24 protein-coding genes are annotated in these 26,882 nt (G+C 37.4%); 8 read left to right on the plus strand and 16 right to left on the minus strand.

Annotated features, from left to right (window positions below; translation table 11 throughout):
• Positions 1-105 precede the first annotated feature (105 nt).
• The 3 genes from ACNSTQ_RS07895 to ACNSTQ_RS07905 form a co-directional block, all read right to left on the minus strand.
• Entirely contained in the window at positions 106-636 is a 531-nt protein-coding gene (locus ACNSTQ_RS07895) for an SDR family NAD(P)-dependent oxidoreductase (RefSeq protein WP_418199314.1), read from the minus strand.
• A gap of 190 nt (positions 637-826) precedes the next feature.
• Complete coding sequence (locus tag ACNSTQ_RS07900; RefSeq protein WP_418199315.1) at positions 827-982, minus strand: YycC family protein; 156 nt, start codon at positions 980-982, stop codon at positions 827-829.
• A gap of 281 nt (positions 983-1,263) precedes the next feature.
• Positions 1,264-2,169, minus strand: coding sequence for a LysR family transcriptional regulator (locus tag ACNSTQ_RS07905; RefSeq protein WP_418199316.1), 906 nt, complete (start codon positions 2,167-2,169; stop codon positions 1,264-1,266).
• Between the two features lie 182 nt (positions 2,170-2,351).
• Here ACNSTQ_RS07905 and gdhA point away from each other — a divergent pair, with 182 nt between their 5' ends.
• Positions 2,352-3,734: an NADP-specific glutamate dehydrogenase gene (gene gdhA, locus ACNSTQ_RS07910; protein ID WP_418199317.1), complete on the plus strand. Its 1,383-nt coding sequence runs from the start codon at positions 2,352-2,354 to the stop codon at positions 3,732-3,734.
• A 76-nt stretch (positions 3,735-3,810) separates the two neighbouring features.
• Here the strand turns inward: gdhA and ACNSTQ_RS07915 are convergent, their stop codons facing one another.
• Complete coding sequence (locus ACNSTQ_RS07915) at positions 3,811-4,029, minus strand: hypothetical protein (RefSeq protein WP_418199318.1); 219 nt, start codon at positions 4,027-4,029, stop codon at positions 3,811-3,813.
• A gap of 266 nt (positions 4,030-4,295) precedes the next feature.
• On the opposite strand from ACNSTQ_RS07915, the gene ACNSTQ_RS07920 reads away from it, so the two are divergent.
• Positions 4,296-4,448 carry a YjcZ family sporulation protein gene (locus ACNSTQ_RS07920; RefSeq protein WP_275117958.1) on the plus strand — a complete coding sequence of 51 codons (153 nt, stop codon included), beginning with the start codon at positions 4,296-4,298 and terminating at the stop codon, positions 4,446-4,448.
• A 293-nt stretch (positions 4,449-4,741) separates the two neighbouring features.
• Positions 4,742-5,950 (plus strand): two-component system sensor histidine kinase NtrB, encoded by a 1,209-nt coding sequence (locus tag ACNSTQ_RS07925; protein WP_418199319.1) that lies wholly within the window; start codon positions 4,742-4,744, stop codon positions 5,948-5,950.
• 60 nt (positions 5,951-6,010) lie between these two features.
• Here the strand turns inward: ACNSTQ_RS07925 and gltD are convergent, their stop codons facing one another.
• A complete protein-coding gene (gltD, locus tag ACNSTQ_RS07930; protein WP_418199320.1) occupies positions 6,011-7,489 on the minus strand; it encodes a glutamate synthase small subunit in 1,479 nt (492 codons plus the stop codon).
• A gap of 15 nt (positions 7,490-7,504) precedes the next feature.
• Positions 7,505-12,067, minus strand: a complete 4,563-nt coding sequence (gene gltB, locus ACNSTQ_RS07935) for a glutamate synthase large subunit (protein WP_418199321.1) — start codon at positions 12,065-12,067, stop codon at positions 7,505-7,507.
• A gap of 135 nt (positions 12,068-12,202) precedes the next feature.
• On the opposite strand from gltB, the gene ACNSTQ_RS07940 reads away from it, so the two are divergent.
• Positions 12,203-13,105 (plus strand): LysR family transcriptional regulator, encoded by a 903-nt coding sequence (locus tag ACNSTQ_RS07940; RefSeq protein ID WP_418199322.1) that lies wholly within the window; start codon positions 12,203-12,205, stop codon positions 13,103-13,105.
• Positions 13,106-13,862: 757 nt separating this feature from the next.
• Here the strand turns inward: ACNSTQ_RS07940 and ACNSTQ_RS07945 are convergent.
• Both ACNSTQ_RS07945 and ACNSTQ_RS07950 read right to left on the minus strand, forming a co-directional pair.
• On the minus strand, positions 13,863-14,411 hold the full coding sequence (locus tag ACNSTQ_RS07945) for a hypothetical protein (RefSeq protein WP_418199323.1): 549 nt from the start codon (positions 14,409-14,411) through the stop codon (positions 13,863-13,865).
• A gap of 193 nt (positions 14,412-14,604) precedes the next feature.
• A complete protein-coding gene (locus ACNSTQ_RS07950; RefSeq protein WP_418199324.1) occupies positions 14,605-15,006 on the minus strand; it encodes an acyl-CoA thioesterase in 402 nt (133 codons plus the stop codon).
• 502 nt (positions 15,007-15,508) lie between these two features.
• On the opposite strand from ACNSTQ_RS07950, the gene ACNSTQ_RS07955 reads away from it, so the two are divergent.
• The gene (locus ACNSTQ_RS07955; protein ID WP_418199325.1) at positions 15,509-15,703 is read left to right on the plus strand and encodes a helix-turn-helix transcriptional regulator; all 195 of its coding nucleotides are present in this window, start codon (positions 15,509-15,511) and stop codon (positions 15,701-15,703) included.
• A 1-nt stretch (position 15,704) separates the two neighbouring features.
• Positions 15,705-16,187, plus strand: a complete 483-nt coding sequence (locus tag ACNSTQ_RS07960) for a DUF3278 domain-containing protein (protein ID WP_418199326.1) — start codon at positions 15,705-15,707, stop codon at positions 16,185-16,187.
• A gap of 176 nt (positions 16,188-16,363) precedes the next feature.
• Here ACNSTQ_RS07960 and rbsK read toward each other — a convergent pair whose 3' ends face one another.
• From rbsK to ACNSTQ_RS08000, 8 genes are all read right to left on the minus strand, one after another.
• Positions 16,364-17,275 carry a ribokinase gene (rbsK, locus tag ACNSTQ_RS07965; RefSeq protein WP_418199327.1) on the minus strand — a complete coding sequence of 304 codons (912 nt, stop codon included), beginning with the start codon at positions 17,273-17,275 and terminating at the stop codon, positions 16,364-16,366.
• A 305-nt stretch (positions 17,276-17,580) separates the two neighbouring features.
• Positions 17,581-17,823 (minus strand): hypothetical protein, encoded by a 243-nt coding sequence (locus ACNSTQ_RS07970; protein WP_418199328.1) that lies wholly within the window; start codon positions 17,821-17,823, stop codon positions 17,581-17,583.
• 124 nt (positions 17,824-17,947) lie between these two features.
• Positions 17,948-18,334: a fluoride efflux transporter CrcB gene (crcB, locus tag ACNSTQ_RS07975; protein ID WP_418199329.1), complete on the minus strand. Its 387-nt coding sequence runs from the start codon at positions 18,332-18,334 to the stop codon at positions 17,948-17,950.
• Positions 18,331-18,738, minus strand: a complete 408-nt coding sequence (locus ACNSTQ_RS07980) for a fluoride efflux transporter FluC (RefSeq protein ID WP_418199330.1) — start codon at positions 18,736-18,738, stop codon at positions 18,331-18,333. The genes crcB and ACNSTQ_RS07980 overlap by 4 nt, the downstream gene beginning before the upstream one ends.
• Positions 18,739-19,185: 447 nt before the next feature.
• Positions 19,186-19,353, minus strand: a complete 168-nt coding sequence (locus tag ACNSTQ_RS07985; protein ID WP_418199331.1) for a hypothetical protein — start codon at positions 19,351-19,353, stop codon at positions 19,186-19,188.
• Between the two features lie 289 nt (positions 19,354-19,642).
• Positions 19,643-21,055: an aromatic amino acid lyase gene (locus tag ACNSTQ_RS07990; RefSeq protein WP_418199332.1), complete on the minus strand. Its 1,413-nt coding sequence runs from the start codon at positions 21,053-21,055 to the stop codon at positions 19,643-19,645.
• Positions 21,056-21,057: 2 nt separating this feature from the next.
• Positions 21,058-22,494, minus strand: a complete 1,437-nt coding sequence (locus ACNSTQ_RS07995) for a hypothetical protein (RefSeq protein WP_418199333.1) — start codon at positions 22,492-22,494, stop codon at positions 21,058-21,060.
• Positions 22,495-22,724: 230 nt separating this feature from the next.
• The gene (locus ACNSTQ_RS08000) at positions 22,725-24,254 is read right to left on the minus strand and encodes a BCCT family transporter (RefSeq protein WP_418199334.1); all 1,530 of its coding nucleotides are present in this window, start codon (positions 24,252-24,254) and stop codon (positions 22,725-22,727) included.
• 234 nt (positions 24,255-24,488) lie between these two features.
• Here ACNSTQ_RS08000 and ACNSTQ_RS08005 point away from each other — a divergent pair, with 234 nt between their 5' ends.
• A complete protein-coding gene (locus ACNSTQ_RS08005; RefSeq protein ID WP_418199335.1) occupies positions 24,489-24,947 on the plus strand; it encodes a YtxH domain-containing protein in 459 nt (152 codons plus the stop codon).
• Between the two features lie 276 nt (positions 24,948-25,223).
• The gene (locus ACNSTQ_RS08010) at positions 25,224-26,696 is read left to right on the plus strand and encodes a methyl-accepting chemotaxis protein (protein WP_418199336.1); all 1,473 of its coding nucleotides are present in this window, start codon (positions 25,224-25,226) and stop codon (positions 26,694-26,696) included.
• The last annotated feature ends 186 nt before the right edge of the window (positions 26,697-26,882 follow it).

Consider the following 26,882-nt stretch of genomic DNA (forward strand, 5'->3'; position numbering starts at 1 on the left):
GATCTCTCTTTTTCTGTAAATATCTTTTTACTCATTTTGCGCTTCCCCAATCCTGTTTTATCTTTAAATATAAAAATACCCTACAGAGAGACTTTTTTAAAGTGTCTACTCTATAGGGTACATTTTATTCGTTTTAAAGGTCTCTTCCCACTGTTCAATTGAAATATCTAGTAAACTCTGTTTCACATATTGAACCGCATGATTATTCACTAGTATATCAATCGTCCCATACTGTTTAACGGTTTCGTTTACGATATATTCACAATGGGTTGGTTCTTTTAAATCGGATATATAAAGAAGACATTGTTGTCCCAATTCCTCTACCCGTTTTTTCGTGCGAAAGGCGTCTTCTGTCTCATATTCTTTAAAGTAAGGAATAACGACATTTGCCCCTTCTTTCGCAAAGGCAATCGCCACCGCTGCACCAATCCCACTATCGCCTCCTGTAATAATAGCGACTTTATCCTTTAATTTTTTACTTCCTTTGTAATACGGGTTTTCTATTATCGGCTTCGGTTCCATTGGCCCTTCAATACCAGGATGAATGTCTTGTTCTTGTGGCGGAAATGAAATGAGCTGTTCCTCACACGTTTCTTCGGTACCAAAATATGGATATTTAGGGTGTTTTTCTTGCATCGTATCCCCCCTCAGATCATCGTAAATTATGGAATAAAATAGGTATTCACCTATGAACTCTATACTCTATTCAAGAGGGGTTGTCCTGTGTATAATCAGCAATCCGAGTATTTTAATTGTGTTAACTTCCATGGTAACTTCCAAATAAAAAACCTAAGCTTATTTCAAATCAGCTCAGGTTTTCCTGGTTTTATTCTTTTGTTTCTTTCTTTTTTTCAGCTGCTTCCACTTCAGCCAGTTTGGCAACAAGGATATGTTGTGGCATATGCATAATTTGTTCTAGCGGGACATTTAATGTCTTCGCTAACTTTTGTGCTGTATCTGCTGAGATTTGTAATGGTCTCATCTATAACCCTCCAAAGAAACTTCATTTTTAAAACAAAAATATGGTACTAGTATATCACCTATCATTTCACAACCAAAGTTTGAAACTGGATCATTAAAATTTCCAATTTATAACTTTTAATAACTCGGTGTACTTCTTCAAGTTCACTAGTGGAAAGATCTTGTAAGTCATCCATGATTTCTCTGAGCAACATCATCACCTATTTTCTTCTAATAATAATGGGTAATGAAAGTATTTAACAATAAAACCATATTTTCCTGTTTTTAAGCTAAACAAAATTATTATTCTCTAAATTCATTTAATCTCGCAAAGAAGTCTTGTAAAAACTCATAAAATAATTGCTCTGTTGGAAGTAACACACGTTCGGTCGGTGTAATGACGCCCACCGTTCGTGTGACATTCGGTTCAATTAACGGTAATTTAACAGTTGAGCGAGGCAGACTGTCTACTAGTGTCACTTCAGGCATTAGAGTAACGCCAAGTCCAGCTGACACTAAACCTTTTAGGGCATCGATATCGTCACCTTCAAAGGCAACATGAGGATGAAAACCGAGCTCTGTACAAGCATTAACGACTATATTTCTAAACACAAACCCTTCTGGCAGTAAAACAAAAGGATCATCTTTTAAATCTATTAATTTGATTGAGGAACGATCGGCCAGTGGATGATGGATCGGCAAAAGCGCTACAACATTTTCTGTGAATAATATTTTGCTCTTTACTTTCTTTTCTTGCATCGGTACCGGACCAATTAATGCCATATTAAATTCGCCTTTTGCTACCCCGTCAATTAAATCGCGATAAAGGGCTTGTTTTAGCTGGAATTTCGCCTCAGGATATCGCTTTCGAAATGCATAAATAGCAGTTGGTAACGTATACGCTGCTAAACTAATAGGGAAAGCCACTCGAATTGTTCCTTTTTCAGGGTCTAAATACTCAGCTACTTCTCGTGTGGCATCATCTATTACATTCATTGCGTGTTTCATTCGTTCTAAGAACATTTTTCCAATCGGTGTTAACTTTACACTGCGCCCTTCTCGAATAAACAAGTCCACCCCTAACTCATTTTCCAAATTAAAAATTTGTCGACTTACAGCAGACTGCGCAACATGCAATGCTTCCGCCGCTTCTGTTACATGTTCTCGTTTGGCCACTTCCATAAAATATTTAATTTGTCTAATTTCCACTGAAAGCCCCCCACTTTTTCTATTCATCTAAAAAAAGCATGAACTTTATCGATTTTTGATATTGTTTAGATGATTTATTTAATTATAAAATAAATTACAGAAAAAAATCTCACAAACATAAATATAAATAATTTTTATAATTTTTAGATACATATATAATTACATTTTGGGGGTAGGGGTAAATGAAAACAATGGAGAAAATGAAGCAAACGTATACAAGAGAAGTCCAAGACTATGTCGATGCAGTCTATGAAACCGTAAAAAAACGTAACCCAAATGAAGAGGAGTTTTTACAAGCGGTTAAAGAGGTTTTTGACTCTTTAATTCCCGTACTAGCTAAAAATCCACAATACATTAAACAAGCGATCCTTGAGCGCATCGTTGAACCTGAAAGACTAATTTCTTTTAGAGTACCGTGGGTTGACGATCAAGGGAATGTTCAAGTGAACCGTGGTTTCCGTGTTCAATTCAACAGTGCGATCGGTCCATATAAAGGTGGATTACGTTTTCACCCATCCGTTAATGCTAGTATCATTAAATTCTTAGGCTTCGAGCAAATTTTCAAAAACTCTTTAACAGGCCAACCAATTGGTGGTGGTAAAGGTGGATCAGACTTTGATCCGAAAGGAAAGTCTGACGCTGAGATCATGCGCTTTACTCAAAGTTTCATGTCAGAGCTTAGCCGCTATATTGGTCCAGATATTGATGTTCCAGCTGGTGATATCGGTGTAGGTGCAAGAGAAATCGGTTATATGTTTGGACAATACAAAAAGATGCGTGGCGGTTACGAAGCTGGCGTACTAACTGGAAAAGGTATTGGCTACGGCGGTAGTTTAGCACGTAAAGAAGCAACTGGATATGGAACGGTATACTTTGTTGAAGAAATGTTAAAAGACAAAGGTTTAAGTTTTAAAGATAATCTAGTCACCGTTTCAGGATCAGGGAATGTTTCTATTTATGCGATGGAAAAAGCCATGCAATTAGGTGCTAAAGTCGTTGCATGCAGTGATTCTTGCGGATACATTTATGATAAAAATGGAATTAACTTAGATACAGTAAAACAACTAAAAGAAGTTGAGAACAAACGCATTAGTGAATATGTGAAAGAACATCCGGAAGCCCTTTATTTTGAAGGCTGTACCGATATCTGGTCTATTCCATGTGACATCGCACTTCCTTGTGCAACACAAAATGAAATCGATGAAAAATCTGCAAAACTTTTAGTTTCAAATGGTGTAAAAGCTGTGGGTGAAGGTGCAAATATGCCATCGACTTTAGAAGCAATTGAAGTTTTCTTAGATCAAGACGTATTATTCGGACCTGCGAAAGCTGCGAATGCTGGTGGAGTTTCTGTTTCTGCATTAGAAATGGCTCAAAATAGCATGAGACTTTCTTGGACATTTGAAGAAGTCGATGCGAAGCTTCACGAAATCATGAAAAACATTTACCGTGAAAGCGTAAAAGCTGCTGAACAATACGATGCTCCTGGTAATCTTGTCGTCGGTGCCAACATCGCTGGGTTTGTAAAAGTAGCAGATGCAATGATCGTTCAAGGTATTATCTAATCCATATAAGTAAAGCTGATGAGATTTAAACTCTCATCAGCTTTTTTGTCTCTTCGTCTTCGGAAGTTGTAATATCCTACAACTTCCCTACTCGGATCCACTGCCATATTTTATACGTCCCAAATAAAGCTACGAAGAATACCCCGATAAGACCGATCACCCAAATGGTTAACATATTTAACTCTTGTAATCCTTCTGCATTTAAAATAATAAATATTAAAATTCCAATAAACATGAGCCATGTCATTACAATAGGAACAATGTTAATGACTCGTAAGAATCTACCTTCATTCATAATATTCCCGCTTTCTATCCATCTCAATTTTAGATCATTATATGATATTTACACTTTTTTTATCTTAACATACCTCCTCTATTGATGAACATACTTAAACGAGAAATTTGAGTACGGTTTCAAACTACTTCTAAATAATGAAAATTGAATTCCATCTTCTCTTTCTTTTCATATGAACCTATTTCACTTTTACTCCATACCGGCCTATTCACGTATTGAGCTTTTTACATAGTATGTACTATCCGCTTAAGGAAGGTGGTGAAATTATGAGTTACTACGGAGGTTACGGCTGTCACTATGGTTATGCTCCTGTAGCTGGTGTTGCTCATCACGCGCCAGGAACAGGTTTTGCGTTAATCGTAGTATTATTTATCCTACTCATTATTGTAGGAACTGCGTTTACGCACAAGAAGTATTAATTTGATGAAAAAGCTTCTCTCCTTTTAAAGAGCGTCAATGAGTGGCGCTCTTTATTTGGTGATATAAGGTTTACATTTCCACATGGTCTATTGCGGTATGTGATGATTATTCACGGGCTACATAGTATAATTTAATTATTATTTTATGGCTCTTATCTATTAAATTGAACAATTTAATTACATAGATCAAAACATTATGATACGACTTTTTGATATAAATTATGATAACACTACTATTATTACTTAAATGATATCGATACAAGAGAGTCAAATACTTCATAGGAGCTTTAAAAATGCTTAAAAAAGATTTCGATAATTGTGACATTCAGAGAATTTTAAATGCGTTGCCATTTGGTGTGCTGATCGTTGATGCAAAAGGTGAATTTTTACACATCAATTCGAAGGTTTATGAAATTTGGGGTGTTGATCCAGCGAAGTGGGACAAACAAACGGTATATGCAGAATACAAAGGATATTATAAAGACACAGGGCAAAGGATATTAAAAGGAGATTGGGCGGTCATTCGAGCAATAGAAAAAGGAGAAACATCGTTTGGTGAAGTCATCGATATCCAAACATTTGATGGAAGAAAAGCAACAATATTAAATTCAGCCATTCCTCTTTTTACAGATGAAGGACGGATTGATGGCGCAGTACTTACAATCTCAGATATTACAGAGGTAAAGCAACTTGAAATTGAATTAAATATCCATAAAAGGTACTTATCTGAACTCGTCGAGAAAAAAACAAGAGAACTAAAAGAGAAAAATGAAAAATTAAAACAGGAAATCCTTGAAAACGAACGGCTCCAAAAAGAAAAACGACAGATGGACCAATTGCATTTAGTTGGTGAAATGGCTGTCGGTTTTGCACATGAAATTCGAAATCGGATGACAACCGTTAAGATGTTTTTACAATTATTAAGTCAAACTAATATACATGCACAAGAGAAAGAACAAATGATTTCAACAGTGCTATTAGATGTTGAACAGGCTAATGCGATTATCTCAGAATTTGTTATGCTTGCTCACAATAAAAAAGTTGAGCTCCGCCCTAATAACCTTAATAAGATTGTAAGAGAAAGCATATTGAAAATACAAACAGAACTTGGAATCAACGTTAGTCGTTTCAAGTTCGTTAAAGAAGACGCAATCCCTCATATTTGTGTGGATGAAAATGAAATTACACAACTCATCATGAACATAATAAGAAATGGACTTGAGGCTATGGAGGACGACCAAGTACTAACCATTGAGACTCAATTCAAAGAAAATGAAATTTTTTTATTGATTAAAGATGAAGGTCCTGGAATACCTCCATCCATACTAGATAAAATTGCTACTCCTTTTTTCACTACAAAAGATCATCATATCGGACTAGGCTTATCAAAATGTTATAGCATTGCCGAGAGAAACCAGGCGACCATTACTTTAGATACAGGAGCTAATGGGACAACGATAACGGTTACATTTTCAAATACTTCAACCAATCGCCACTGCTAGTTTGTTAACAATTAAAAACCTAGGAGACTCGACCGCTTCCTAGGTTTTTTTATGATTAAATTATTTCGCCACAGCTGCATATAAATACTCATCAACAGCTGTTGCGACTTCTCGCCCTTCATTAATCGCCCAAACGATCAGGCTTTGCCCTCTTCGTGCATCCCCAGCTGCGAACACACCATCGACATTTGTTTTGTAGTCGCCATATGCTGCATCAATTATATTATTTTTTGTCTCGACACCGAATTGTGAAAGTAACGGTTGTTCCGTACCTTCAAATCCGATCGCAATAAAAACGTGTTGAGCCGGCCATACTTTTTCAGTACCCGGAATTTCTTCGAAGTAAAAGTTTCCGTTTTCATCTTTTAATTTTTCCATATGAATCGTGTGCAATTCTTTTACATTTCCATTCGCATCCGCAACGATTTTCTTCGTTTGAATGGAGTATTGACGTGGATCGGTCCCGAATTTTGCTGCTGCTTCCTCATATGCATACTCTAAAGTGAACACATTTGGATAAGCTGGCCACATGTTATCCGAAGTGCGTTGTTCTGGTAATCTCGGATGCTTACCAAATTGAACGACACTGCGACAATTTTGGCGAAGCGCTGTAGCGACACAGTCTGCCCCAGTATCCCCACCACCGATGACGATGACATCTTGATCTTTTGTATCAATGAACTTTCCATCTGTAAAGTTTGAATCGAGCAAGCTCTTTGTTGTGTCTGTTAAATAGTCCATCGCAAAGTGAATACCGTTTGCTTCGCGACCTTCAATCACGAGATCACGTTGCTTTTGTGCACCTGTACATAGGATAACAGCATCATATTGAACACGAAGCTCTTCAGCTGTAATGTCTTTTCCTACTTCCGTATTTGTAATAAATTCAATACCCTCTTGCGTGAGTAATTGGACACGGCGCTCAACCACTTCTTTTTCTAGCTTCATATTGGGAATACCATACATCAGCAATCCACCTGGACGATCGGCGCGTTCATAAACGGTTACGGAATGCCCTTTTTGATTGAGCATGTCGGCACTCGCTAACCCGGCTGGCCCTGATCCGACGATCGCCACTTTTTTCTTCGTACGCTTTTCTGGAATTCGCGGGGTAATCCAACCGTTTTCAAATCCTTTATCTATGATCGTACGCTCAATATTTTTAATAGAAACAGCCGGATCTGAAATCGCAAGCGTACAGGACCCCTCACAAGGAGCCGGACAAACTCTTCCTGTAAATTCCGGAAAGTTGTTTGTCATCATTAATCGGTCTAACGCTTCTCTCCATCTGCCGCGATACACTAAATCATTCCATTCTGGAATTAAGTTGTTTATCGGACACCCTGTCGTTACTCCTTGTAGTTCCGTTCCCATATGACAGAAAGGAGTGCCGCAGTCCATGCAGCGGGCTCCTTGCTGGCTTAAAAGTTCATCCGAAAAAACCGACGAATACTCTTTCCAATCACTTAATCGTGCAAGTGGATTTTTTTCTTGTGGCTTCTGGCGCGAATACTCCATAAATCCTGTTGCTTTTCCCATGTCTCCCTCTCCTTTCTATTGACCTACAACTTCTAGTTTTTTAGCAGGTATATTGGCTTTTTTCTCTTGAGCTGCATTCGCTTGGAAAGCTGTCATTACCGCTTGTTCATCTGTTAGTCCTGCATGTTTCTGCTCGCGGATACTTTCCATCATGCGTTTATAGTCTTTTGGAATCACTTTTATGAACTGTTTTACAAAATGATCCCAGTTGTTAAGAATTTCATTTGCTTTCTGACTTCCTGTGTATCCTAAATGTTTAGAAATCATTTCACGAACTTCATTTACATCTTCATCATTTGTTAACCTATCGAACTCAATCATCTCATCGTTGCAAAGTGATTTGAACTCGGCTGCATTTCCAGGTAATACATAAGCAATTCCACCAGACATCCCAGCAGCGAAGTTTTTACCGACTTCACCTAAAATGACGACGCGTCCACCTGTCATGTATTCACAGCCATGGTCACCTATTCCTTCGACAACGACATGGGCACCACTGTTGCGGACTGCAAATCGCTCTCCAGCTTTACCGTTGATATAAGCTTCTCCACTCGTTGCTCCAATAAAAGCAACATTACCCGCAATGACATTTTCTGAAGCATTGAATGTGGACTCTGCTGGTGCTTTTACAATGACCTTTCCACCGGATAAACCTTTACCGATATAGTCATTTACATCCCCTGTTAACTGCAATGTCATTCCACGTGGAACGAACGCACCAAAGCTTTGACCCGCTGAGCCTGTAAAGCGAAGTGTAATCGTATCTTCCGCAAGACCTTCTTCACCGTAACGCTTTGAAATTTCACTTCCAACAATCGTACCGACAACACGTTGTACATTCGTAATTGGGAATGAAACATCTACTGGCTTGTTAATCTCTATAGCTGACTGCACGGCAGGTAAAATTTCTTGAATGTCTAACGACTCGTCAATTTTATGGTTTTGTGATATTTGACGAATACGCGTACCTTCTGGTTGATATAAAAGTGTTGATAAATCAAGGTGTTTGGCTTTCCAATGGGATTTAGCTCGCTCGCTTACTTCTAGCACATCCGTACGCCCGACCATTTCATCCATGGTCCTAAACCCAAGTTCTGCCATTAACTCACGAACTTCTTCAGCAACAAAACGCATATAGTTCACGATATGGTCTGGGTCACCAGTGAACTTGTCTCGAAGCTCTGGATTTTGTGTTGCCACACCAACTGGACACGTGTCTAAATGACAAGCACGCATCATAATGCACCCTAAAACAACAAGTGGTGCCGTTGCAAAAGCAAATTCCTCAGCACCGAGGATCGCTGCCATCACAACATCTTTTCCTGTCATCAGCTTCCCGTCCGTTTCAAGCACCACACGGTCACGCAAGCCGTTCAACATTAACGTTTGATGAGCTTCTGCAAGTCCAAGCTCCCACGGTAACCCGGTATGCTTAATACTTGTTTTTGGCGAAGCTCCAGTACCACCGTCATATCCACTAATAACGATAACGTCTGCTGCCCCTTTTGCAACACCTGCTGCAATCGTACCAACACCCGCTTTTGATACAAGCTTGACACTAATTCTTGCATCACGGTTTGCATTTTTCAGATCATGAATTAACTGTGCTAAATCTTCAATCGAATAAATGTCATGATGAGGCGGTGGTGAAATTAAGCCAACACCTGGTGTGGAACCCCGAACTTCAGCTACCCAAGGGTACACTTTATTTCCTGGAAGCTGACCGCCCTCACCTGGCTTTGCTCCTTGGGCCATTTTAATTTGCAATTCATCGGCATTCACTAAATAATGACTTTTTACACCGAAACGACCCGATGCAATTTGTTTAATCGCACTGCGGCGGTTGTCACCTTTTTCATCCGTGGAGTAACGGCTTGGATCTTCTCCGCCTTCACCGCTATTACTTTTTCCACCGATTCGGTTCATCGCAATCGCTAACGTTTCATGGGCTTCTTTACTCAATGAACCAAAAGACATTGCGCCTGTTTTAAAACGACGCACAATCGAGTCCACTGATTCCACTTCGTCGATTGGCAACGACTGACGATTTGGATTAAAAGCAAACAAGTTGCGTAGGAAGCCGTTTCTCTCTTCATTCGCCATTTTTGAATACTTTTTAAATAAGGTATAATCCCCCTTACGACATGCCCATTGAAGGGTATGAATCGTATGCGGATTAAACGCATGGAATTCGCCGTCTTTTCTCCACTGGAAGTCACTACCTGACTCTAATGATGAATTACTCATCTCCTGGTAAGCCTTCTCATGACGAACGACAGCTTCTTTTGCAATCGTGTCTAAATCGACTCCGCTAATTTGAGATGCAGTACCTGTAAAATAACGATCGACTACTTGCGCACCAATACCAACAGCTTCAAAAATTTGAGCACCGCGGTAACTTTGTACCGTAGAGATCCCCATTTTTGACATCACTTTAACGACGCCTTCTGTTACACCTTTTACATATTTACTAACCGCTTCGTCATAACTAACTGCTAAGCTACCATCCATTACAACTTGCTTGTAAGTTTCAAATGTTAGGTAAGGATTGATCGCATCGACACCGTAACCAATTAATGCCGCAAAGTGATGAACCTCTCTCGCTTCACCTGTTTCTGCGATTAAACTTACTTTCGTGCGTAACCCTTGACGAACAAGATAATGATGAAGTGCACTTCCAGCAAGTAATGCTGGGATCGCTGCTTGCTCTTCGTTCATGTTACGATCAGACAAGATGAATAGACTTACCCCATTTTGGATCGCTTGTTCAGCTTCAGTAAACATTTGCTCTAGGGCACTTTCTAGATCGGTTGTGAAAAGTGTATCAATCGTTACACTTTGGAACTTCTGATTTTGATTCGCTTTTAATTGCTCGAGCTGACCGTTAGTTAAAACCGGCGTATCCAGTTGAATGCGATAGCAATTTTCTTGATTTGGATGGAGGATATTTCCTTCTGCACCTAAATAAGATACCGTAGCTGTGACTAGTTGCTCACGGATCGAATCAATTGGCGGGTTCGTTACCTGCGCAAACGTTTGTTTAAAATAATTAAACAAAGACTGCGGACGATCTGATAAGACCGCTAATGGACTATCATTCCCCATCGAACCAATGGGATCTTTTCCTTCGTTAATAATCGCAATTAAATATTTTTGAACTTCCTCATACGTATAACCGAAGGCTTTTTGACGTACGACCAAGTCAGAAACAGGCTGCTTATTTCCTTCTATTTTCTCATCTAACTTAACTAGCTGCTCTTCTAACCATTGTTGATACGGTTCTGCACTTGCCATTTCCGACTTGATTTCTTCATCTGAAATGATGCGCCCTTCTTCTAAATCAATGAGAAGCATTTTCCCTGGACTTAAACGATCTTTATAAACGACATTTTGTGGCTCGACATCAATGACACCAACTTCTGACGAGAAAATAATGTAGTCATCTTTTGTTACATAATAACGTGCCGGGCGCAGACCATTTCGATCTAAAATCGCTCCGATTTGCTTACCATTTGTAAATGAAATCGCTGTCGGACCATCCCACGGTTCCATTAAACAACTATGATACTCATAAAAAGCTCGCTTTTCTTTTGTCATATGCGGGTTTTCTGTCCACGGCTCTGGTATTAACATCATCGCAGCATGTGCCGGTTTGCGTCCAGCCAGTACGAAAAACTCTAATGCATTATCGAGAATAGAAGAGTCACTTCCATCTGTATCTAAGATCGGTAAGACTTTCGGTAAATCTTCACCGAACGCTTCAGAAATAAATTGTTGTTCACGAGCTTTCATCCAATTTACATTACCTTGTAACGTATTAATTTCGCCGTTATGAATAAGGTATCTGTTCGGATGCGCTCTCTCCCAGCTCGGGAACGTGTTTGTACTAAAACGGGAATGTACTAAAGCAAACGCAGACGTAAACTCCTCATCTTGCAAATCCAAATAGAAAGCATCTACTTGTTCAGGAGTTAACAAGCCTTTGTATACGATCGTCTGACTTGAAAGGCTTGCAAAGTAGAAACGCGTATTTTGTTCTCTAGCAAAGCGTTCGGCCTGTTTGCGAATAATGTATAGTTTACGTTCAAATTCAATATCTTCTTTAACGTTATCAATGGCACCGATAAACACTTGGCGGATCATCGGACAAGTTGCTTTCCCACCTTCGCCGAGTTGTGTTGGATCGACAGGAACAGTTCTCCAACCTAACAAGGTCTGACCTTCTTCTTTAATGATTTCGTTGATGCGTGCTTCGATTTCGTTTCGTTCAACATCGTTGTTTGAGAAAAAAATCATACCGACACCGTATCGCCCTTTTTCCGGTAAATTCATCTCAGGACAAACTTTTCTATAATATTGATCTGGAATTTGTACCATTAAACCAGCCCCGTCACCAGTGAGTGGGTCACTTCCTTGTCCGCCGCGGTGATCCAATTGACAAAGCATTCCTAGACCTTTTTTTACAATATCATGAGTTGCTAATCCTTTTATATGAGCGTATAGACCAATTCCGCACGCATCGTGTTCAAACTCCGGTCGATAAAGCCCTTGCGCTTTTGGCATATGATTGTATGTCATATATTCTCCCCCTTTTGTTTATTTCACGTTTGATTTTTTGTATAGTATTATTTTAGGTTTTCAAATCGATATAAACAATATATGATTTAGATAGAAACCATCTCGAATCAATATAGATAGGAGTGACAGTTATCGATGGAGTTACGTCAATTGCGTTATTTTATCGAAGTGGCAGAACGAGAACACTTCACCGAAGCAGCAGAACACCTTCATGTTGCACAGTCAGCAATAAGTTTACAAATCTCAAAACTAGAAGCTGAATTAGGCATTACATTATTTGAGCGAACCGGACGAAACATTAAATTAACGCCGATTGGGAAGACGTTCTTAATTCACACAAAAAAAGCGATCAAAGCGATCGATTATGCGAAAGAAAAAGTAGACGAATATCTAGATCCCGAAAAAGGAACGATTAAAATTGGTTATCCAACTAGTTTAGCGAACCACTTACTACCTACTGTCATCTCGGCTTTTAAAGCGAACCATCCGAATGTCTCGTATCATTTACGGCAAGGGTCATATGCTTTATTACTTGATTCTGTAAAAAACGGCGACATTGATTTAGCGTTTCTTGGGCCCGTCCCAAGTAATGATCAGGATCTTTTTACTGATATTTTGTTTTCTGAAGGAATTTCATTATTAGTCCCAGCCAACCATCCATTATCGGATCAAAAGAGTGTTTCACTTAGTGATTTACGAACGGATGACTTTGTCTTATTTCCAAAAGGATATGTTTTACATGACATTGCGGTTGAAGCGTGTAAGAAAGCTGGTTTTAAACCGAATATTACAGCTGAAGGCGAGGACATGGATGCGATCAAGGGGCTCGTTTCTGCGGGAATCGGTGTCAGTCTTTTACCTGACGGAACCTTTTACGATCGCGAATCACGATTAACGACAAAAATATCGATTTCTTCACCTGAAGTTAAGCGAACGGTCGGTATCATTACCCCTAAAAATCGTGAGCTAGCACCTACTGAAAAAGTATTTTATGAGTTTGTGAAGCAGTTCTTTTCCCGTTTAGATAAATTTCAATAAGAAAAGCGGAAGGTGCCTGCTTATCGGCGACAAGCGCTGGAGGGCCAGCAATACGTGTCTTGCTCTTTAGACACGTTTGACGGACCGAAGCGACCTCGAGCCGATGGCACCTGTAGCTAGACAAGAAAAGCGGAAGCGACCGGTTAGCGACGTACGGACTGGACTGAGCTGTAGGAGATAAAGGAAACACGACGATCGTCAGTGAGTCGATGTTGACTTATCGTACGAAGGTGAGGGAAGTCTCGCTAGGCGCTGGGAGCTGGAGCTAGACACAGAAAAGCGGAAGGTGCCTGCTTAAAAGTGATTTTTCGGTATTCACCAATCGACAACACTTTTACACGCTATGATCGTTCAGGTGCTATGTTTTACTTTTACGGCACTGAGAGGACGCTATTTTAGCAGAATTGGCCTCTTTTAAGCGTTTGGGGCACTGAGAGGCTCTTATCTCCTTAATATTAAGCAATAACATCATAAAATATAGTAAATAAGGGCTTCTGAAGTCCCTATGAATTCAAATTAGCGACTTTTTAAAGAAATAAGGGCCTGTGGAGTCCACAAATATTTTCATAGATACGTCCTGAAGACCTTTCTCTCTGCACAACTAAGGTTTGACGTATCGCACGGAAGCAAGTGCAGTCTGTGAACAAAGAGGTTAGGCACCTACTATTAAAAAACGACTTTCTCGTAAAAACAAGAAGAGCCAGGCAGCCTCCAAGTATAATGGAGAGCACCTGACTCTATTGAGATAACTTTTCTTCTATTTATTCGCGTCATTATCAACGCGTTCAACTTTATCGAGTAGTATCTTATACTTTATCTTTTCTTTTAGTATAAGTTCTTTATCTACATAGATACGGCAGTTAAGGTTTTTCCATCCGCCAATTTTCACCTTTACTTTTTTCGATGTACCGTAATCATCAATAGATCCATTCAACTGGTAGAATGACCACAACCAGTGGTACCAGCGGGTTCTTTCATTTTGATCGACTAAGTTTCCGTTAATATATAACTGTTCTTTGTTATATTCATTGTTTATTAAAATAATATTTTTACCATATTTCACATCAAACTGTTGCTTTAGGTCGGTTTTGATTTTCTCCCAATCCTCATCAAACACTTCAACTTTTTCGGGTTGATTTTTCTTTTTAATCTTACTAAACATCCATTCGAATAAAAATAGAATGATAAATAAAGAAAGTAACATCACAAAGAAATTATCAAATACAGTACCCTTTGTAATTACAGCATAATAGTAGCCAAATAAAAACATTATCCCGATATAAACTAAAAACTTAAAAAACTTCAAAATAATCGCTCCTTACTTTCATAGGAAAATCTATCCAATAATATGTCTTTACAATTTTAACATATTGGAGCAAAAATAAGTTGTTAAATATGTAAAATAAATGTAAAAAACAAAAAAGGACTTCCAACTGGAAATCCTGCTCGTCGATTGCCCCCGTTATACGTCTACTACAATTATCTCGAAATCGTTATAATCAATACGACGTATCTACTTTTACAGGTAATGTCCCATCTGTTTGAAGTAGCTCCCTAACTTGATCAGGAACCCTTACTTTTTGTCTCGTTTGTATATCAATGGTTGTAAGTACTACCTCGGATACTGAAACAAGTTGTTGGTGTACATCCACCACTCTTTGCTCCAGTGTAAAGCTAGTGTTACCTACACGTGCAACCTGTGTACGTATGTTGAGTTGGTCTTGATTAAACAATTCTTTTTTAAAATCCGTACTCAGATGGACAACTACTGCTTCTACTCCAGTTGAAATGCAATACTCATACCAAACCGACCTTGCTTCGTCCATGTATCCGATTAGTTCAACATTACTTAAATGGTTTTTCTTTGTTTCTACAACAACTTGGTATTCAGAATATGTCATGCTTTTTCCTCCTTTATATGTACAACTAAAAAATTACCCTATTAATACCTTCACTGTTCTATGCAGAATTCCCTTTATTTTTTCCACACTTTCGCAAAGTTTGGAGCAATTTGTTCTTTTTTCGATAAAGGAGGAGTTGGTGCATTTTAATGGAGTTCGCTAGGGAAAGCAGCTCAATCCACTAGTGTCTGTAGATGTGCACTAATGGTAAATCCCTGGTCGATTACCCCAGATTGACGTGCATTATAGGAATTTATTAGGTGAATGCATGGTCCATTACCGTGGTTTGGCGCATAGTGGAAGTCCAAAAAATAAAAAAACAAGGTGGCTTCTGCTAATATCCGCTAGTGACTCGTTCCTCATAAATAAAGTCTTCTCCACACATACCTATTTACCTAAAAATGGGATATAAACCAATTTTTATTGATCTTAATATCCCAATAATGTAATATATAAATTACATTTGCAATATATTACTTCTCATCTTACTGTAGGTGATCACTTGAATAACAAAGTAAAGGCGGCTCGTGTTGAACGAGCGATAACTCAGGAACAACTAGCAAAACAAGTCGGTGTAACGCGTCAGACCATTGGATTGATTGAAAACGGTAACTACAACCCAAGTCTCCAACTTTGTATCGCAATTGCCAAAACATTAGATAAAACGCTTGATGATTTATTTTGGGAGGTTGACTAGTATGGAAAAATCTTGGTTATCCGCCATATTACCCTCAGACGAATACAAACAAAAAAGGATCCTCTACTTTTTAGGTGAAGCCGCTGTTCTTAACCTCATTGTTTTACTAACATTATTCTTCTTAAATCGTTTATTTCCACACTGGAACTTAGCCTTAGAAGTTGGCTTAGGTATTAGTCTTATCGTGTTTATTTTTTATGTAGCGACAAGATATATGTTCTCAGGAATGGAGTATGCGGATGTGACTACCGAAACTTCTTTTAAGCTGGAACGAAAGAAAATACTCATACGTTCGATGACCTTCATTAGCTTGTATTTACTAGTTTATATGATTTTCATCGGGGTTCCACGAAGTGAAGGACAATGGAGTGAAATACTAGGCCTTGTGCTTCTCATTGGCATTGTCTATTCTATTTCTAGCTACATATCATTAAAACGGTCCTATAACAAAAATAGAAGTTTACTAGATGAGGAATGTGGGTAACATATACATATATCAGTCCCCTATACATTTTTTCTATACTCGCCAGGTCCAAGATGATTATGGACCTGGAATTTTTTTGTTTTTTTTTTTGAAGGTGAAGACGAAGGATAAAATCACGCTAATAGATATTTCAATATAATAAAAAACAACTAATAAAATAGTCGAAATTAATAGCCTTACTGCAACTCTTCCATTTCTTTCATCGTCGGCATACCTGCCTGAGCACCGATTTTTGTCACAGCATGGGCTGATACTTTTATAGCAAATTCAACAGCCTCATGAAGTGGTTGTTTTGATGCTGTCCCAAAAGCAAGTGCACCGTTGAACGCATCTCCGGCCCCAGTCGTATCGACGACCTCTACCTTTCTACTCGGCAGTTTCATAAGTTGTTGATCTTTTTCAAATACAACCCCTTGTTTCCCTCTAGTGAGAATTACATGCTGAATACCTTTTTGCCGAAGAGAGTGAAAGGCTGCTTCATACCCTTCTGCAGTTGAGGTTCCCGTTAAAAACATAAACTCTGTTTCATTCGGGGTGAAGTAAGTGATTTTTTCAAGAAAGTTTTCTGGTAACTCTTTTGCTGGTGCTGGGTTTAACAAAACCGGAACATCGTGTTGATCAGCAAGAGTAATAACTTCGCCCACAATAGGCAAAGGAATTTCAAGCTGAACAACTACAATATCACTATTGATGATTAATTTCTTGTTCTTTTCCACCCATCCTGCCGTTAACTCAAAATTAGCTCCTGGGACAACAATAATATGATTATCATCAGGTGTGACTGTAATTTGAGCAATACCCGTCGGCTTCTCTTTGCTTGTGTCAATTCCGGTAACATTAATACCTTCTTCTAGCAGCTTCTTTTTTAATTCACCGCCGTTCAAATCAGCACCGATACAACCGATGAAAGACACTTCAGCACCTAGCCTGGCTGCAGCAACAGCTTGATTGGCACCCTTTCCACCTGGTGAAGTGGTGTAGTTTTGACCAAGGATCGTTTCACCAGGAGACGGAAAGCGTGATGTTTCTGTAATTAAGTCCATATTAATACTACCAACTACCGTAATTTTCGGTTTGGATTGACTCATACTACCACCTCCACATTCATCCATTTAGAAGAAATCCTCTAACTTACTAGCTAAGTTCTATGGTTATTCCTCTTTTCCATATATACAATCCTTTCCTCTTATTTAATACCATAGCCTCACCATATCATACATCAGATTAATCAAAATACGTTTTTTTGAAGTATTACTGCATCATAACACTAAGTTGACATAACTCTATACTTGTAAATCAAAACAGGCCAAATCCGATTGAGATTTGACCTGTTGCTTTAATTTAAGTTGATTAACTGACTGTTTATGAAATAGGAAGTCGATAAATTTACACTTTATTGAAACTTTTCTCGCTGTGACATTGCTTCAGCCTGCTTTTGCTGCACTTTTGCTTGCGCCGCTTGAACATCCATTTGCTCTTGTTTTACTTGGTCTTTTGCTTGAAATAACTGCATTTCAGCTTGTTGTAGCTGTTGTTTTTCCATCAATAGTTCTTGCTCAGCTGCATTCATTTCTAATTGTGCCTGTTGAAGTTGTTGCTGATCTTGTTGTTGGTTTTGCTGATTTTGTTGATCCATAACCGTTCCTCCACATAATTTTTTTAAGTAGATTGATCTCAATTGTTAGGGTACACAGAATTCACATTTCTATGCTTCAACAGCGTACATTTGGACATACTACAGATAACGTTATGATGTTTCTTTAAAACAGCTGGCCAACAAATAATCCGATTATAAAAGCAGCAATACTTCCAAAAATGGAAACGATAAAGTAAACCATCGCTTTTTTCATATGTTTATTCCGTACCAGCTCAATCGTTTCCATACTAAATGTTGAAAATGTAGTGAAGGCTCCAAAAAAGCCGATCCCTAAAAATAGAAACATTCGTTCATCATAGGCAGCTGATAGAGGTATCGTCCCGTAGGCTATTGCAAAAAATAACCCTAAGCCCCAAGAACCAAGTAGATTAACCGTAAGCATAGCAACAGGAATTGGTGGATGCGGTTTTCTTTTCATTATTGCTAAGCCAAGCAAGTAACGGGATACAGCACCGAGCGCTCCTCCCAAACCTAAAATAAGCACATTCATGACCATTGCCCCTCTTTTCCATCTTCTTTTGTTTCACTCCACTTCGTTCCAAGCAGTAAGCCAACAAATGCGAAGGTTAATCCTCCAAACAAAGATACCGATAGATAAATGGCCGACTCCATTAATGACATATGTTGATATAAATACAAACTATCCGCTGCTAAAGTGGACATCGTGGTAAATCCACCGCAAAAGCCAACACCTAATCCTACCTTTACCCATTCTCGTGGTTTTCGATGGAGAAACCAACCTGTAAAAAGTCCAAGTAATAAACTTCCGACGATATTTTCAATCACCGTACCGATAGGGTAACCCACAAATAATGTATAAACATTTAAGGTATACCTCAACATCGTACCAACTGCTCCGCCGATAGCAATGGCGATTAAATTTTTATAATTCAATATGTAAGCTCCTTTCTGAAGGAGTAATTTTTATAGAAAATATGTTGAACTATATTATAATGAAGTATTGGCTTATGAGCAATGAAGTTGATACCACAAAAAACGATACTCTCTAATAAGTATCGCTCAAACATTATAGCGTATTTACATACATGAGCCACGATGCAAAAACAGACCAACTAAACAGCTAGTTAGGTCTGTATCCTTTTGCTTCCGCTACGACTAGTTCAGTCTGTTTAAAATGCATTCCAAATACTTAGAATAACTTACTATCGATTGTGTTGCATAGCCTTCTCATTACAACTGAATCGGCATCAGAATTTCTACTAATTGTTCCTCAGTGTTGTTATCAATATAAAAAAATCTCTACTGGACTGGCGTATTCAAAACTTTTTGATTTATATCCGTTTTCAGCCATCCAATTGAAAATCTTCGGATAAGTTTCACCTATCGTCTTATTAGAGCAACTAATCTTTGGTAATCCATCATGGGTAATTTTAAGCCGAGCATCCCATCTGGAATATTCTCGATCCCCGTTACCTCGACACAAACAAAGTAAGTAGCAACAATTTCATTGCACATATAAGGACTGATTAAAATATCTTTATGTACCACGTTACGAACTCGTCTACCCGACGATGAGAATTAATAGACACCTTAATCGCCACATCGGGAAATCCTTCTGGAAAATTGGCAGTAATACTTTGCCCTACTAATTGAAATTCTTTTTGAACAATTTCACACTAAAATGTAGCAATCGTCATTTATACAGCCTCCTTACTCTTTTCTAACTGGAATACTGATGCCATTATCCATAAGTATCTATATTTTTTGAAAACCAAGGAGCCGGAAGTTATGCACACCTTTAACCCCTCTCAAACATTAAGTTTATATTCACTGCTTTCTATTCATTTTCAAAATCAATCAAACTAGGAACAAATGATAATAAATCTTCTTTTGTTACTTCTGAGTAATAGTCTTCAAACTCAAGTTCTAATATAGACGGCTCAAATTGAGCCATGTAACTCTCTAGGGTTTCAAACTTTTCAGATCTCGTAAATTTATTGTAACAATACATGTAGATGACGATTTCAATCTTTAATATCTTTTCTATGTTATCTAAAACGGTATTGAGAATTTCGTCTGTTTGCAGGCCATAAGACCAAAAATCTTCAATTCCGTATGAAGTAGAACTACCGTTAGCAAAAGATCTAACTCCTCCGTATTTCCTGCTGTCTTCCAACAAAGATGTAATATATTTTGGAAGTTGAATCATCCCTAATTCATTTTCCTTATTCGTTCCATTAGCTGGAATTTTTTTATGGTTTCCGCTTAATAAATGGTGAACACGCCTTTCAATATTCCACCCGGCCATTAAGAGTGTATCGATCATTTGCGAAGTACTTAGTGTCAATTTTGGCTCTAAAAAACTAGCTTGTGATAAACCAAAGGGGTATTCTTCGTCAATTAATGGGTTATCCGACCTGTGATTCAGTACTTGCCCTAATGTATTTTTATGGTGATCCATCGAACTGCAAAAGGCATCAAGTACTTGTGGAATCGCTCTTACTGAAACAGGGTCTTGAACAGATTTGTTATGACCAACTATGTATTTGTTAAAAAGGCTTTGGATCGAATGAAAACGACTATTTTTTTTGATTGGTATTCCTTCATAAAAAACCGATTGACTTGGACGATATAAATGGGAGAACACGATTGCATTAAACAAAAGTATGTTTCTCAATTTTACTAATCGATCATAAGAAGCAATTGATAATCCGACATGAACAAAAGAGCCGTTTATTAAAGTTAAACCTTCCTTACGTTTTAATTGATACTTCTCCTTTGTGCCTAAATATGAAATAACCTCACTCGCCCAATGCGCTGCTGGAATTACATCACCACTCGAATAAGAGGACTCTTTCGGTATTTTAGGTTGAAAGCTTTCATCTTCCCCTATTCTTAGTAGATGGGAATACAAGGTAGAAGTAACCCCAGTACCACCTAAATTTAAGTGATGTAGTTTTACATATAATATGCAAGTTGCTTGAAATAGACTATAGTAGTTTCGACTAAGAGAAATTTTATGATTTTTTATTAAGTGTGATTGAAAATCTTGAATATTGTCCTGGTTTAACTTATTCTTATCCAGATGTCCGACTAATGTTGTTACTCCGTATATACTTGGCGGTGACGACTTTTGAACGAGTGAATCTAAATAAACTTCTTCTTTTTTAATCTGAGTGATATCTTTCCAAGTATCTGGTATTTCTCTTTGCTTAATTAATCTAATAAAAGAATTTAAATCCAGTCCCATTTTTACTGACCCCTTCTTTGATGAATTAAAAATAGTAAATAAACGGAGAAGAACAGAAGGAAACCACCCCACAGTACAATATTCGGTGTATAACTCAATCCAATGTTCAAAAGTCCTGGTATCCAATTATCTTGCGGGGCTAAATCAGGGTTTACGTAAATGGCCCGGCCAAATTGAGATAAACTTAAAGAAAAATCAATTAAAGCAATACCAGCGAGAGCGATTAATATTCTCTCTGTAATCTTTTGATTTCTTTTTAAATTAAGTTGAAAAATACTCTCGATTTTCTCCTTGCAAATCTCAATTTTCCCTTTAATGTTCGTAATTAAATTTTCCATACTCCATTTCTCTGAAAGTAATTGTACATAAACTTTACGGTTCGATTGCAGCTGTAATTTCGTGTCATTATATTGAATTAATAAAATGTTGATACTATCGATCATTCTTCGCAAATGTAAATTATTTTGCTGTGTTTGTCTCATGTTTGAAGTATTTGTGCTCTTACCTATTAATTTTGTTAGCGATTCGTTTATAAAGTCCAAAACGGTATAATAGTATTGAGCTAGGTTAATTGCTGCTAAAACATCATTTAATTTTTGTGGTTCACATCCCTCATTTATTAGGTTATGTCCCCAACCGACATAAATACAATCATTAGAAAATACTCGTTTTTCAACAGCCTCGTATGTTTCATCACCATATATCCAATTTTCCTTCATAATGGGAAATAGCTGTTTATCTTCTTCTTTTATTAGTAGGGAGCGATTCGTCCACAATGGTTTTCCAAAAAGGTATTCATAATTTGCTAATGAACAATTTTTCTTTTGTCCTTTCCTATAATTTGATTGATGAGTCGTATTAAGAAGTTCAATAATATCTTTATGAGAACTAGTAAATTGTTGGCCATCTTCTTTAGTGATTTCGTCAATAATCTTGCTGAGATTTGTATCGTATTCCGTTTTTAATAGTGTGTCAATAAACATATTAGACCACTCTTGGATGGTGTTTAAAAATTCCTCAAATGTATTTAATGACCTGTCAAAATTAACGTTAAAACTTAAATCAATAATACCAACTGTATTGTCATAAATGTCTATTCGTACGGTATTTAACTCAATCATAAGTTGAGTATGAAACTGTTTATTCTCCACACACTCGTTTGCAACATCTGTATAAAATTTTAATTGCTCTTGATTTATTTTAGGAAAGTACTTAAAGACCGTAGCATCTAAGTCCGTTGAATCTTCTGTAATTTTTTTATATTTATACTGAGTGTTATCTTCATCTGAAACATGATTGAAAAAGATATTAAACCCTTTTAGAGAATTTAGTTTTTCTACTCGGTCCCATAGCTTTTTATAACGATTTTCGTCTACAAATACAAGATCTGTATTTAGATTAAAATGAGTTCGGAACGGCGCAATAAAGTTAAATTTCATATTCTTCACCTTTTTCTTTAGTTACACTCATGCTACTAAATTACTAAATAAATTTCTAGGATTTTATACCAATAATAGATTTAAACAAAGCTATACTAATGGTAAATCTTTCTTGGCAACCTAGTATGTTGCCGTCCCTATTCGAGAATTCTCCCTCAATAATCAAGACATTTTTTCTTATAACTGCATGTTTCTATTCCATTTATCATAACAATTGTTCTGCTACGATTTTACCAATCCTCTTTTTCTTCCACTTTATGTTCCTTAATCCCTTCTCGTTTCAACGATTTATAAATAGCAATCATCATGATAAACATTAATAAAGTATACGGGAGAGCGATAATGATAGCTGTCGCTTGCAGCCCTTTGATCCCACCGCTCATTAAAAGAGAAGCTGCAATCGCTGAAACGAGTAATCCCCATGTCACTAACTTATATTTGCTTGGATTTAGACTGCCATCAGATGAAAACACACCTAACACATACGTAGCCGAATTAGCTGAGGTTATAAAAAAAATCGAAATCAGAATTAAAGCAGCCACACTCAAAATTAAACCAAAAGGCAGTTGTTCTAACATGAGAAATAAACCGCTTTCTGGCGTATCTCTCACCGTTGAGGCTATGCCCGCATTCTCCTTCGTTTCTTGGAATAACGCTGTTCCTCCAAAGGCGGCAAACCATAGGACACTTCCTAGAGCTGGGACAAACAGTACCCCTATAATAAACTCTCGTAAACTTCTTCCTTTTGATATTCTTGCAATAAAAGTACCTACAAATGGGCTCCAAGCAATGACCCAAGCCCAATAAAAGAACGTCCATTCCCCTAGCCAATCATTATCTGTATAAGGTGTCGTCTGGAAACTTAACGGTACGAGTTGAGAAATGTATGTTCCTAATGTCAATGTAAAATGTTCCATGATAAATAATGTCGGACCGATCACAATAACAGTCATTAGGAGCACAGCAGCCAGCGTCAGATTACCTATACTTAAATATTTCATCCCGCGATCAATTCCTGATAAAACTGAGATGAGAAAAATGATAGTAACAACTAGAATGATAGAGAGCTGAGCAACTTCTGGATTATGGATAGTAAACAATTGAGAAAGACCACCGCTTACTTGAAGGGTACTTAAACCAAACGAGGTGGCAATACCGACTGTCGTTCCAACAATGGCAATCACATCGATCGACTTGCCCCAACCACCTCTTATCCTATGCCCAATCACTGGGTAAAAAGTAGAACTAATTAATCCAGGCAACCCTTTTCTATACTTAACAAAGCCTAGTGCCAAGGCAACGATCCCATATACAGCCCAAGGATGAATTCCCCAATGAAACACTCCGTACAATAATCCTTTCTCAGCAGCCTCTTGTGTTTTCGGCTCTATCCCTTCTGGTGGATGAACATAATGAGAGAGAGGCTCTGCCACACCCCAAAAAACAAGCCCTACGCCCATACCCGCTGCAAACAGCATGCCAATCCAGGTGTAATAGGAATACTCTGGTTGATCTTCCTTTTTTCCAATCTTCATATGTTGATAGGGACCAAACCCTAGGAACAAACAGAAGCCTACAAATAAGGCTGTAGCCAATACATAAAACCAGCCAAACACATCATTTACTAAATGCAGCCCAATCGACATCGTATGCTCCATGTGACCTGGAAAGACAACTCCCCACAATGTAATAAGCAACACAATCACTGCTGAAATAGAAAATACATTAAATACATTATTTAGTTTCTTTTTGTTTTCCATCTTCGTTCCCCCTTGTTGCTATAACGTCTCAAAATATGTATTACAACTCTATTAACCTTTTAATGTCCTAAAAAAACATTTATTTACGGAACTTGTTACAGTATTTTTTATATCAAACCCTTCGACATACCCTACTTTAAACACTCAGTTTTTATCAATCAAAAGAAATCAAATGTTTAAACTTTCTCTAACTTGGTAACAGAATACTAGACACTAAAAAAGGAGTTGGTAGTAATGAAAAATCAAAAAAACTTTGCACTAGGTACTGTCGTTGGAGGAGTAGTTGGAGCTACAGCGGCATTGCTGACCGCTCCCAAATCGGGTGAAGAACTAAGAAAAGATATTCAGAATGAGCTAGCCGAAGGAAAAAACAAAACCGAAGAAGTGACAAACGAAATTAAAGAAAAGATGAGTGAACTATCCGAAATTATTAATGACAGTTCATCTAACGTATCACAAACCGTTAAACAAAAAAGTGAACAGGTCATAAACGAAGCCATCGAGTTATTAAAAAATACGGATTCACCCCATAAAATGAACATTGATCACTTAAAAGAAGTAGTTAGGGAAATCATGAAGGAGGAAATGAATGCTGGCCAAGATATAAAAAAAGTTGTAGAAGATGAGGTCAAAAAGATTGAACAGAAACTAGGGGAAGATGTAAAAGACTTAAAGCAAACTGTAAAAAAATGATTAACAACGAAAGGATGATTAAAGATGGCAACAGCAGATAAATTAATGTAATAAGCAAACCAGGTGGTACCTCCACCTGGTTTATTTATGTCATAGATGGATGTTATACAACAATCGACATAAGTTCTATATCTATTAAAAAGAACTTATTACTTTTATACCAAAAGCATGATAAAGTACCTATGTATACCTTGTCGATTTATGATAATATATTCAATAATAGTAAGTCACTAGTAGAATATAACTAACGACACTTCAAACCACGGAGGTTTTTTTATGACAGCTCTCGAATCAATGCAATTAAACGACATAAAGAAAAAGAATGTTCTTATGTTTGTTACCTTTTCTATTTCTTTAATTGTCGCAATAGGTAATACAATTACAACCGGAAATAATTATGGAATTTTACATTATTCCATTCAATTAATCGGCTTTGCTATCCTATTTGCTTTATTTCAATTTATAATCAAACGTCCTCCATTATTTGCTAAAGTAGCCATCCCTTATATCTATCTATTCGTTATTTTGAACATTTTATTACAAGGGCCAAGCTTAACCAATGTGATCATCGTATTATTTTTAACTCTTATTTCTGCTATGCACTTTAACCGTACTTTATTCGCAATTGGATATGTATTAGGGTTTATTGCGATCGTTCTTTCACTCACCCTTGATCAAAATACTTCGGAACTCATTCATTCTAGTTACGTGACTGCTATTTTAGTATATATCTTATCCGGGATTGTGCTTGGTGTCCTTATCTATTTAAATCAAAAACAATTTATGCAACTACAAGATTTTATTACTCAGGCTGAAGAAGATAGTCGTAAAAAAGAAGAACAAAAAAATAAACTAGAAGTAAGCGTTACTGGCATTATCGGTGACGTGCAAAAAGTAAATGATCAAGTAAGAAACAGTTTACAATCGCAAGACGAAATTCGCTTAGCTATTAATGAGCTTGCCTCAGGAAGTACTACGCAATCGGAACAAATAAACGATATTTCCGAAAATGCTTTTACCACAAAAGAAAAGATGGAAGAGTTACATAACGTCTCGACGGATCTTTCGGATGCATCTAAACACTCGAGCACGATTGCTAACAAAGGACATCATCAAGTGTTAGAACTTAACCAGGATATGAAACAACTTGAACAAATTATCGAAAAGTTAAATCATACGTTTACCGTCCTAACTAAAACAATAGAAGAAACGAATACTTTTACAGGTACTATTCAAGAAATCTCAGAGCAAACCAACTTACTTGCTTTAAATGCATCAATTGAAGCAGCTCGAGCTGGTGAAGCTGGCAAAGGATTTTCAGTCGTAGCACAAGAAATACGAAAACTAGCTGAATTAAGTAGAAATACAACAGATAAAATCAACCTTAATCTTTCTCAATTAAATAATAGTAATTCTGAAGCATTAGATAGAATGAAAGAAAGCAGTAATTTTATCGGCAAAGGTCTGCAATCGACAGAAGATGTCACAACCTCTCTTGGATCAATGAAAGAATTGTTAGAGTCCTTAGACGGAAAAGTTCATTTCTTGACGACACTAGCAGTGGATGTAAAACAACGATCGACCAATGTTGAAACTTCAACAAACGAATTAGCGGCGATTATTGAAGAATCTTCAGCTAGTTTAGAAGAAATGACAGCAACAATAGAAAATCTCACAAACGATAATCACTCGATTGCACACCTCATGGAAGAGACATCTAAGAAAGCTACACAAATATTAAATTCTTAACAGGAAGCTTGCACTATATTTTTTAGTGCAAGCTTCTTTTGGTTTAATCTTTAACTTACCCATGTTCTCTCCTCTGCAATTCAATATATTGTGACTTCATTTTATTTCAAACTCATACATGTTTTCAAAAAAAATTTGGCATCCTATTATTGGTAAAGGAGATTTTTCCATTAAAGGAGGCCGTAA

Origin of the sequence: Alkalihalobacterium sp. APHAB7 (assembly GCF_048323755.1) — a bacterium.
Taxonomy (GTDB): domain Bacteria; phylum Bacillota; class Bacilli; order Bacillales; family Bacillaceae_F; genus Alkalihalobacterium.

Bases quoted from the DNA above. Each gene is read 5' to 3' on its own strand.
- ACNSTQ_RS07895 (WP_418199314.1), bottom strand. From the start codon at position 636: ATGCAAGAAAAACACCCTAAATATCCATATTTTGGTACCGAAGAAACG.
- ACNSTQ_RS07900 (WP_418199315.1), bottom strand. From the start codon at position 982: ATGAGACCATTACAAATCTCAGCAGATACAGCACAAAAGTTAGCGAAG.
- gdhA (WP_418199317.1), top strand. From the start codon at position 2,352: ATGAAAACAATGGAGAAAATGAAGCAAACGTATACAAGAGAAGTCCAA.
- ACNSTQ_RS07915 (WP_418199318.1), bottom strand. From the start codon at position 4,029: ATGAATGAAGGTAGATTCTTACGAGTCATTAACATTGTTCCTATTGTA.
- ACNSTQ_RS07920 (WP_275117958.1), top strand. From the start codon at position 4,296: ATGAGTTACTACGGAGGTTACGGCTGTCACTATGGTTATGCTCCTGTA.
- ACNSTQ_RS07925 (WP_418199319.1), top strand. From the start codon at position 4,742: ATGCTTAAAAAAGATTTCGATAATTGTGACATTCAGAGAATTTTAAAT.
- gltD (WP_418199320.1), bottom strand. From the start codon at position 7,489: ATGGGAAAAGCAACAGGATTTATGGAGTATTCGCGCCAGAAGCCACAA.
- gltB (WP_418199321.1), bottom strand. From the start codon at position 12,067: ATGACATACAATCATATGCCAAAAGCGCAAGGGCTTTATCGACCGGAG.
- ACNSTQ_RS07940 (WP_418199322.1), top strand. From the start codon at position 12,203: ATGGAGTTACGTCAATTGCGTTATTTTATCGAAGTGGCAGAACGAGAA.
- ACNSTQ_RS07950 (WP_418199324.1), bottom strand. From the start codon at position 15,006: ATGACATATTCTGAATACCAAGTTGTTGTAGAAACAAAGAAAAACCAT.
- ACNSTQ_RS07960 (WP_418199326.1), top strand. From the start codon at position 15,705: ATGGAAAAATCTTGGTTATCCGCCATATTACCCTCAGACGAATACAAA.
- rbsK (WP_418199327.1), bottom strand. From the start codon at position 17,275: ATGAGTCAATCCAAACCGAAAATTACGGTAGTTGGTAGTATTAATATG.
- ACNSTQ_RS07970 (WP_418199328.1), bottom strand. From the start codon at position 17,823: ATGGATCAACAAAATCAGCAAAACCAACAACAAGATCAGCAACAACTT.
- crcB (WP_418199329.1), bottom strand. From the start codon at position 18,334: ATGAATGTGCTTATTTTAGGTTTGGGAGGAGCGCTCGGTGCTGTATCC.
- ACNSTQ_RS07990 (WP_418199332.1), bottom strand. From the start codon at position 21,055: ATGGGACTGGATTTAAATTCTTTTATTAGATTAATTAAGCAAAGAGAA.
- ACNSTQ_RS07995 (WP_418199333.1), bottom strand. From the start codon at position 22,494: ATGAAATTTAACTTTATTGCGCCGTTCCGAACTCATTTTAATCTAAAT.
- ACNSTQ_RS08000 (WP_418199334.1), bottom strand. From the start codon at position 24,254: ATGGAAAACAAAAAGAAACTAAATAATGTATTTAATGTATTTTCTATT.
- ACNSTQ_RS08005 (WP_418199335.1), top strand. From the start codon at position 24,489: ATGAAAAATCAAAAAAACTTTGCACTAGGTACTGTCGTTGGAGGAGTA.
- ACNSTQ_RS08010 (WP_418199336.1), top strand. From the start codon at position 25,224: ATGACAGCTCTCGAATCAATGCAATTAAACGACATAAAGAAAAAGAAT.